Here is a 7,412-nt window from a genome sequence, read left to right as displayed (position 1 = left end):
CGAGCACCACCCGGGAACCCCGGTGGGGGTGGACCGGGGTGTGAAAGTCGCCGCGACCCTATCCACCGGCGAGTTCCACGACCGGCCCTACGTCACACCTGGGGAGAAGTCCCGGTACCTACGCCTTCAGCGCAAGCTCTCCCGGAGTAAGAAGGGGTCGGCCAACCGGGCCAAGATGTTGAAGTCCATGGGGCGGATCACCACCCGTGCGGTGGACCGGCACCCGCATCGTGCCGGTCGACCCCGCCTACACCTCGCAGACGTGTTATCGGTGCAAGGTGGTGGACGCCCACTCGCGCGAGAGCCAAGCCGAGTACGCGTGCACCTCTTGTGGCCACACCGACCACGCCGATGTGAACGCGGCCAAGAACATCCTTCACGCCGCAGGGCATGCGGTGTCAGCCTGCGGAGACCTCGGGGTCACCCGGTCCGTGAAGCAGGAACCAGCGCCCCCGCGAGGGCAGGCGCACCAACCGGCGTTATCGCTGGTGCGAATCCCCCGCCTTTAGGCGTGGGGAGAAAGTCAAGATCATCTCCGTGGTGCTGGTGACCTTCGTCTACCGACCCCGCCCCCTGCACACCCCACCACGGGACCACGAACTCACCCGGTGAGGATCGCCAGGCCCGCCGAGGGCGGCGAACGGGTCAGTGCGGAGCGGTCTCGTCGGCCCCCTCCAGGGCCCCGCGTTCGCGCAGCAGGGTGTGGGCGAAGTCGATCGCCTCGGGGGTGCTGTCGAAGACCGAGCCTCGCTCGAACAACCGGGCGACCGTCCCCAACGCGGTCAACGCCCGCGTGTGGTCGGGCCGCACCCCCGACAACAGCACGGTGATGCCGCGTCGCTCCAGGCGCTCGATCGCGTCGCCCAACACCAACGCCCCGGTGGCGTCCACCGTGCTGACCCGTGACATCCGCAGGATCACCACGGACACGTCGGCCACCTCGGTCAACTCCAACAGGAACCGGTGCGCGGCGGCGAAGAACAACGGTCCGTCGAGCCGGTAGGCGACGATGTGCTCGTCCAACAGGGCACGTTCCTGCGCACTGTGGTCGCCGGGCGAGCCCTGGGACAGCTCCACCCGGTTCAGTCGGGCATCGCGGGCCACCGCGCGCAGGGCCAGGAACGCGGTGACCGCCATCCCCAGCAGTACCGCCGTGACCAGGTCCAGGGCCAGGGTGGCCACCGCGGTGAGCACCAACACCACGGCGTCGCCTCGGGTGGAACGCATCATCGCGCGCACCGACCCCACCTCGACCATCCGCACGGCCGTGGCCAACAGGACACCGCCGAGCGCGGCCAGGGGAACCAGCCCCACCAGCGGGGCGGCGAGCAGCACCACCACGGCCAGTACCAGGGCGTGCGAGGCCGCGGCCAGGCGACTGTTGGCGCCCGAACGCACGTTCACGGCCGTTCGCGCGATCGCGGCGGTCGCCGGAACACCGCCGAAGATCGGCACGACCAGGTTGGCCACGCCCTGCCCGAAGAGTTCACGATCGGGGTCGTGCCGTTCGTCGACGCGCATCCCGTCGGCCACCGTGGCCGACAGCAACGACTCCAGTGCGGCCAGCGCCGCCACCGCCAGGGCCGCGCTCATCAGCGGGCCCACGGCGGAGGGGTCCAGGAACGACAGAGAGGGCGCGGGAAGGCCGGCGGGCAGGGTGCCGATCGTGGGTGTGGACAACGGGGTCAGGTGCACCAGCAGGGTCGCGGCGGCCACAGCCAGCAGTGAGAACGGCAATGTGGGTCGCCACCTTGCCCCCACCAGCATCACCGCTGCCACGCCCAGGGCGATGAGCAGGGGTGTCCAGTCCGGGTCGGCGCTGAAGTCCCTGACCAGGGAGAGTGCGCCGGCCAGGACGTTGTGCCCCTCCGGTTGGGGCAGACCCAGCACGAACGGGGCCTGCTGGAGGGCGATGACGACGGCGATGCCCAGTGTGAACCCCTCGATCACGGGCGCGGGGACGTAGCGCATGTACCGTCCGCCCCGTGCCCAGGCCAGGACCAGCAGGATCAGCCCCGCCATCATTCCGACCATGAGCACGCCCGAGGGTCCGTGCACGGCCACGATGGGCACCAGCACCACGGTCATCGCTCCGGTGGGCCCCGAGACCTGGAGGTTGGAGCCACCGAAGACCGCGGCCAGGAACCCGGCGACGATCGCGGTGACCAGCCCGGCCTGAGCGCCCAGTCCGGAGGAGATACCGAACCCCAGGGCCAGGGGCAGCGCGATGATCGCGACCGTCACCCCGGCGAGCAGGTCCCGGCCGGGGGAGCGGCGCATGGTGGTGAAGTCGGAGCGCCGGGGCAACAGCGCGCGCGTGTTCGTCCACAACCTCCGCCCGATGCCCGGGGAGGGAGTCGTCTGTGCCATGTCAGCCCTCACGCAGCTCTGCCAACAGTTCCTCACGGCCGGTGCTGAGCTCGGTGAGGATGCGGCGGGCGGCGCCCAGAAGGTCGGCGACGTCGGCGCCGGCCAGCTCGTAGACCACCGTGGACCCCTCGCGGCTGGAGGTGACGATGCCCGAACGGCGCAGGACCGAGAGCTGTTGGGAGAGGTTGGAGGGTTCCACGTCCACGTCGACCAACAGGTCGCGGACGGCCTTGGGGCCGTCCTGGAGCAGCTCCAGGACGCGGATGCGGACGGGGTGGCCGAGCATACGGAAGAACTCCGCCTTGGCCTGGTAAAGGGGACGGTGCACAGTGGACCTCGGGTTCGGGGACGTGATGATCGCATCCACTATATGATGAATTGAAGAAATCTTCATGTCGTCATGGTGTGAAGTCGATGACCGGACGATCACCCGGTGAGGTTCGGAAGCACCTCCGGGCCCACCCGGCACACGTACTCGCGAAACGACGCCACCGCCGGGGGCTCGTAACCACCGCCCGAACCCTCACGGGGCCACACGACGCCCACCGGCCGTTCGGACTCACCGTCGCCGATGACCAGCTCCACCGTGCCGCTCAGAGGGCCCCGGGGGCGGGCCGGCAGCACCGACACCCCCAGTCCCGCCGCGACCAACCCCCGAGCCGTGTTGATGTCGTCGGCCTCGAACGCCACCGTGGGCGTGAACCCGGCCCGGTCGCCGAGTCGGTCGGTCAGGTGTCGCACCCCCCGGCCCGGTTTGAGCAGGATGAAGTCATCGCGCGCCGCCGCCAACGACACCGTGCCCCGACCGGCCAACGGATGCTCCTCGGGCACCACCAGGCGCAGGTACTGGGTGTGCAACACCTGGGAGACCAGCCCCTGCCCCGAGGGCAGGGGAGAGGTCAACGCCAGGTCCGCCCCGCCCGACGACAACCGCCGCAGCGACTGCGCCCACGGTTCCTGGGTCAGGGTGAAACGCACGCCCGGGTGCTCGGCGCGAAAGCCTCGCAGCAGTACCGGCACCACCTCCACGCCCAGCGTGGGCAGGAACGTCAACGCCACCCGGCCCTCCTCGGCACCGGTGAGCTCGGCCACACCCTGGCGCAGATCCTCCAGTGACCGTTCCACGTGCGGGAGCAGCGTCCGCCCCGCCCGGGTCAGCCGGATCCCACGCCCGGTGCGTTCGATCAACGCGATGCCCAAATCCTCCTGAAGTCGGGCCAAAGCCCTGCTCAGCGTGGGTTGTGGCATGTTCAGGGCCGCGGCCGCGTGGGTGATGTGCTCGGTCCTGGCGATGGCCGACAACATCCGCAATCGGGGCGCCAACACATGGGTCAGGTCGTCCACCTCAGCGCTTTCCATGCAGATCAGTATGCACGAACGTGAAAGCATGCATTGGACGTATGAAAGCGGGCTTCCTAGCGTTGAACCATGACCGTGACCAGTGCTCCACCCTCGACCGACCCCAGACCCAGGTCCGGCACCCCGGCCTACCGGCGCACGGTCATCGCCCTGATCGCCGCCGCCGTCGCCACCTTCGCCCAACTGTGGTCGGTCCAGCCGATCCTGCCCGCCATCGCCTCGGGGTTCGACACCTCCGCCGGCCAGGCCGCGCTCACCGTCTCCCTTGCCACCGGCGGCCTCGCCGGCTTCACCCTCATCTGGAGCGGTGTCGCCGACCGCATCGGCCGCGCGCGCGTCATCGGCCTCTCCCTCCTGCTGGCCATCATGCTGGGCGCCGCCGCGCCCCTGGCCACCGAACTCTGGACGCTCCTGCTCCTGCGCACCCTCCAAGGGGCCGCCCTGGGCGGGGTCTCGGCCGCGGCCGTGGCCTACCTCGCCGAGGAGATCCACCCACGCGACGCGCCCAAGGCCACCGGCCTGTACATCGCCGGCAACCCCCTCGGCGGCATGGGCGGACGTCTCCTGGCGGGTTTTGCCGCCGAACACGGCGGCTGGCAGTGGGGGATCGCCGCCAACACCATCCTGGGTCTGGTCGCCCTCGTGGTGTTCGTCCTCGTCCTGCCCCGACAGGTCAAGGGCGCGCCCACCACACGCCCCGCCTCGACCGACGACTCCCTCGGTATGGGCAGCCGACTCAAGGCCGCCATGACCACCCCCGGCCTGCTGCCCATGTACGCTCAGGCGCTCCTGCTGATGGGTGCCTTCATGGCCGTGTACAACGTCCTGGGATTCCGCCTCACCGACGAACCCTTCGGGCTCTCCCAGGCCGTGGCGTCGCTGCTGTTCCTGGCCTACACCGCCGGCATGCTCGGCTCGGGACTGGCCGGATCGGCCACCCTGCGCTGGGGGCGCTACGGGGTGCTCACCACCGCCACCGTCCTGCTCCTGGTCGGGCTCGGGGGGCTGTTCACCACCTCGGTGATCCTCCTGCTGGCCACCCTGTTGCTGTTGACCTTCTCGTTCTTCTGCGCCCACGCCACGGCCTCGGCCTGGGTGGGCTCCCACGCCACCACGGGTCGGGCACAGGCCACGGCCGTCTACACGCTCGCCTACTACCTGGGCGCGAGCCTGTTCGGGTGGTTGGGGGGCGTGGTCTACGACGCCGTGGGATGGAACGGAACCGTCGCCCTGGCGATGATCCTCACCGTGTTCGCGGGCCTGTGCGCCCTGCGCCTGCGCCGACTCTCGACCACCTGAGCCCCCACCCGTGAGCGCTACATCGGACGCACGGTGAGGCTCTGCTCGGCCCGGCCGACCTGTCCCCGCCGATCGTGCAGGGCCGAACTGGTCAGTCCCAGCCCCGTGGGGCCGAAGGCCACCGTGGTGTCCAGCCCGACCCACTCGCCCTCCGGCTGTCGGAACAGGTGCACGGTGAGGTCGACGTTGGGGAACATCCACTCCAGAGGAGATTCGCGCACCGCGACACCGTTGGCGGTGTCGACCAGCTTGACGAAGGAGGCCACCGGCCCGGCCTTCTCGCCGGCCACCAGTTCCACGTCGGTGGAGAGCCACGCCGCGCCACGCCCCGGCACGGCAGGGGCGATCGGCCGCGCGTCCAGCGAGGCGATGTAACCACCCGGCCAGATCTCGCTGAGCAGCTTCTTCTCCAGACCCTCCGGATCGGGCAGGGGTTCGGCTTCGCCGCCCTCGACCGTGCCGGTCTCGCCCGCCACGAGCGACCAGGCCCGCGCCCGCACCGCGGTTCGGTCCCCGATGTGCACCAACGCCTCGACCAGCTCGATGGTGCGCCCGGGGCGGATGGTGTTCACCTCGATGCGGCACTCGTCCATCGCCAGCGTGCCCAGGATGTCGAAGCCGATCCGGGAGAGTTGGAGTCCCCGCTCGGCGGTGTGGGTCTCGATGGCGTGGGTGATGAGGCCGCCGAGTGGGCTGAAGTGCTGCTCGGCGGTGTTCCAAGCGCCGCTGACGTGCTCGGTGGGAACGAAGCGGTCAGCGCCGGTCCGGATGAAGTAGGCGTTCTGGGACAAGGGGTTCTCCTGTGCGACGGGGTCGTGCCAAGTGCATCCTCCCCGATGCTCTCCGGACAGGAACCCGCCACCCCACCTCACGGGCCACGGAGAACCCACAGCTTGAATTCCGACCTCACTCCTCGCGGGAACCATGCCACCCGGGTGCGCGAGAGGGGGACGTGAACCCCAGGGGTGGTGGCCGCTGGGATCGACGGTGGTTGCGAGCCCCGAAGTCTGATGAAGCGAAGATGACATCCCGCGTTGTCGCAGGTCACTGACTGTGAGCCCCGCGCACGCGGGGATGGGCCGGCATGCAGGACGCGCATGTACGGCTGCTGTGTGTGAGCCTCGCGCACGCGGGGGTGGACCGACCACCCCACACGGAATGGGCTGATGCAGGTCACGTGATCGGGACGGCCAAAACATGAGCCGGCCGATTCGGGCCTCGAACCCGGTCTCGCGCAGGCTAGGCTGACCCCCACAACCTGAGAACAAGCGAGCCCGCCCGGTGCTACCAACACCGAACGGGCTCTGACCACCAACCTGCACACACAGGAAGGCGGCTGGGAGTGAATCCTAAGCCCATAGTGGCCCGCGCCCGAAACAGGGGGGCGCTTCGCGTGTCACCCTCACGTTCCACCTCTGCCCGGAGGTGACGCCGTGAGCTACGCGACCATCACCCGAGGCGAGTTCGGTGGTGACCGTTTCACCATCGTCGCCAACACCGCGATCCGCGACGAACGCCTCTCCTACAAGGCCCGCGGCCTCCTCGCCCACATCGCCTCCCACCGTCAAGGGTGGGGCGTCACCGAAAAGCAGCTCGCCACCAAGTCCCCGGGTGGTACGGCATCGGTCCGCTCCGGTCTCAAAGAACTCGAAGCCACCGGCTACCTGAGCCGCTACCGGGTCCGCGATGGGTTGGGCCGCCTCGGGGCGGCCCACTGGGTGGTCACCGACGACCCCGCCTCCCTGGAGGCCAGGGTCGCCGAACTCGCCCGCTCCATCGGGGAAAAGGACCTGGTGCCCCTGCAAAACCACAGGTCGAAGCCTGAATGCGGTTTTCCGAAGTTGGATGACCCACCGGAGGAGAACCACGCACCTAAGAAGACCGACCACAAGAACACCAGCACACAAGAACAAGGGGAGGGGGAGGAGGGCGCGCGGGCGCGCGCGAACGATCCCTCCACCACGCACACCGGCTCCACCCCCGACAGCGGCTGGGGTGTCCCCGAAACCGAACGGCCCACCTCGGACCGAGGTGGCCTGCTGGAACGCACCGTCATCACCCAGATCGCCGAGGAGACCGGTCTGGGGCTCAAACCCTGGCAACACCGCCGCCTGGTCCTGGAACACCTGCCCACAGCTCTCCAAGCCGTCAAGGACCTGGGTGACGAGCGCATCGGTCCCACCGAACTCCTGGAGTGGCTGCGCTCGGAGCACGACACCACGATGTCGTTGTACGCGGTCCTGTCCACCCGCTGTCGCCCCGACCACCTCGCGGAGGTGTTGCCGATTCGGGTGGCACGTGGCCGCGCCCTGAGCGGCCTGCCCGGCCCCCGTGAACCGAAGCTGCCCCGCCCACGCCGTGGACAGGACCCCGCGACCGACGCA

The 7,412-nt window shown here is 69.6% G+C and carries 6 protein-coding genes and 1 pseudogene; 3 read left to right on the top strand and 4 right to left on the bottom strand.

Going from position 1 to position 7,412, the window contains the following annotated elements; all coding sequences use genetic code 11:
• Positions 1-206: 206 nt before the first annotated feature.
• Positions 207-509: a zinc ribbon domain-containing protein gene (locus tag K8V84_RS06565; RefSeq protein WP_369696607.1), complete on the top strand. Its 303-nt coding sequence runs from the start codon at positions 207-209 to the stop codon at positions 507-509.
• Between the two features lie 136 nt (positions 510-645).
• On the opposite strand, the gene K8V84_RS06560 is transcribed toward K8V84_RS06565, so the two are convergent.
• The 3 genes from K8V84_RS06560 to K8V84_RS06550 all read right to left on the bottom strand — a co-directional run bounded on the left by K8V84_RS06560 (position 646) and on the right by K8V84_RS06550 (position 3,729).
• Positions 646-2,370 (bottom strand): SulP family inorganic anion transporter, encoded by a 1,725-nt coding sequence (locus K8V84_RS06560; RefSeq protein ID WP_304071756.1) that lies wholly within the window; start codon positions 2,368-2,370, stop codon positions 646-648.
• 1 nt (position 2,371) lies between these two features.
• On the bottom strand, positions 2,372-2,698 hold the full coding sequence (locus tag K8V84_RS06555; protein ID WP_304071753.1) for a metalloregulator ArsR/SmtB family transcription factor: 327 nt from the start codon (positions 2,696-2,698) through the stop codon (positions 2,372-2,374).
• A gap of 98 nt (positions 2,699-2,796) precedes the next feature.
• Complete coding sequence (locus K8V84_RS06550; protein ID WP_304071750.1) at positions 2,797-3,729, bottom strand: LysR family transcriptional regulator; 933 nt, start codon at positions 3,727-3,729, stop codon at positions 2,797-2,799.
• 69 nt (positions 3,730-3,798) lie between these two features.
• Between K8V84_RS06550 and K8V84_RS06545 the strand changes: the two genes are divergently transcribed.
• Complete coding sequence (locus tag K8V84_RS06545) at positions 3,799-5,028, top strand: MFS transporter (protein ID WP_304071747.1); 1,230 nt, start codon at positions 3,799-3,801, stop codon at positions 5,026-5,028.
• Positions 5,029-5,045: 17 nt separating this feature from the next.
• Here K8V84_RS06545 and K8V84_RS06540 read toward each other — a convergent pair whose 3' ends face one another.
• Positions 5,046-5,819, bottom strand: coding sequence for a thioesterase family protein (locus tag K8V84_RS06540; RefSeq protein ID WP_304071744.1), 774 nt, complete (start codon positions 5,817-5,819; stop codon positions 5,046-5,048).
• A 642-nt stretch (positions 5,820-6,461) separates the two neighbouring features.
• Between K8V84_RS06540 and K8V84_RS06535 the strand changes: the two are divergent.
• A pseudogene (locus K8V84_RS06535) lies at positions 6,462-7,412 on the top strand (hypothetical protein); the annotation flags it as partial.

The organism is Nocardiopsis listeri, assembly GCF_020741345.1.
In the GTDB taxonomy this organism is placed as follows: domain Bacteria; phylum Actinomycetota; class Actinomycetes; order Streptosporangiales; family Streptosporangiaceae; genus Nocardiopsis; species Nocardiopsis listeri_A.
Note: the sequence above shows the minus strand (reverse complement) of the source record. Positions and strands in the feature narration are given on the sequence as shown.

What these genes read in the sequence shown, in the direction of transcription:
- K8V84_RS06560 (WP_304071756.1), bottom strand. Translation starts at nt 2,370, where the DNA reads ATGGCACAGACGACTCCCTCCCCGGGCATCGGGCGGAGGTTGTGGACG.
- K8V84_RS06550 (WP_304071750.1), bottom strand. Translation starts at nt 3,729, where the DNA reads ATGGAAAGCGCTGAGGTGGACGACCTGACCCATGTGTTGGCGCCCCGA.
- K8V84_RS06545 (WP_304071747.1), top strand. Translation starts at nt 3,799, where the DNA reads ATGACCGTGACCAGTGCTCCACCCTCGACCGACCCCAGACCCAGGTCC.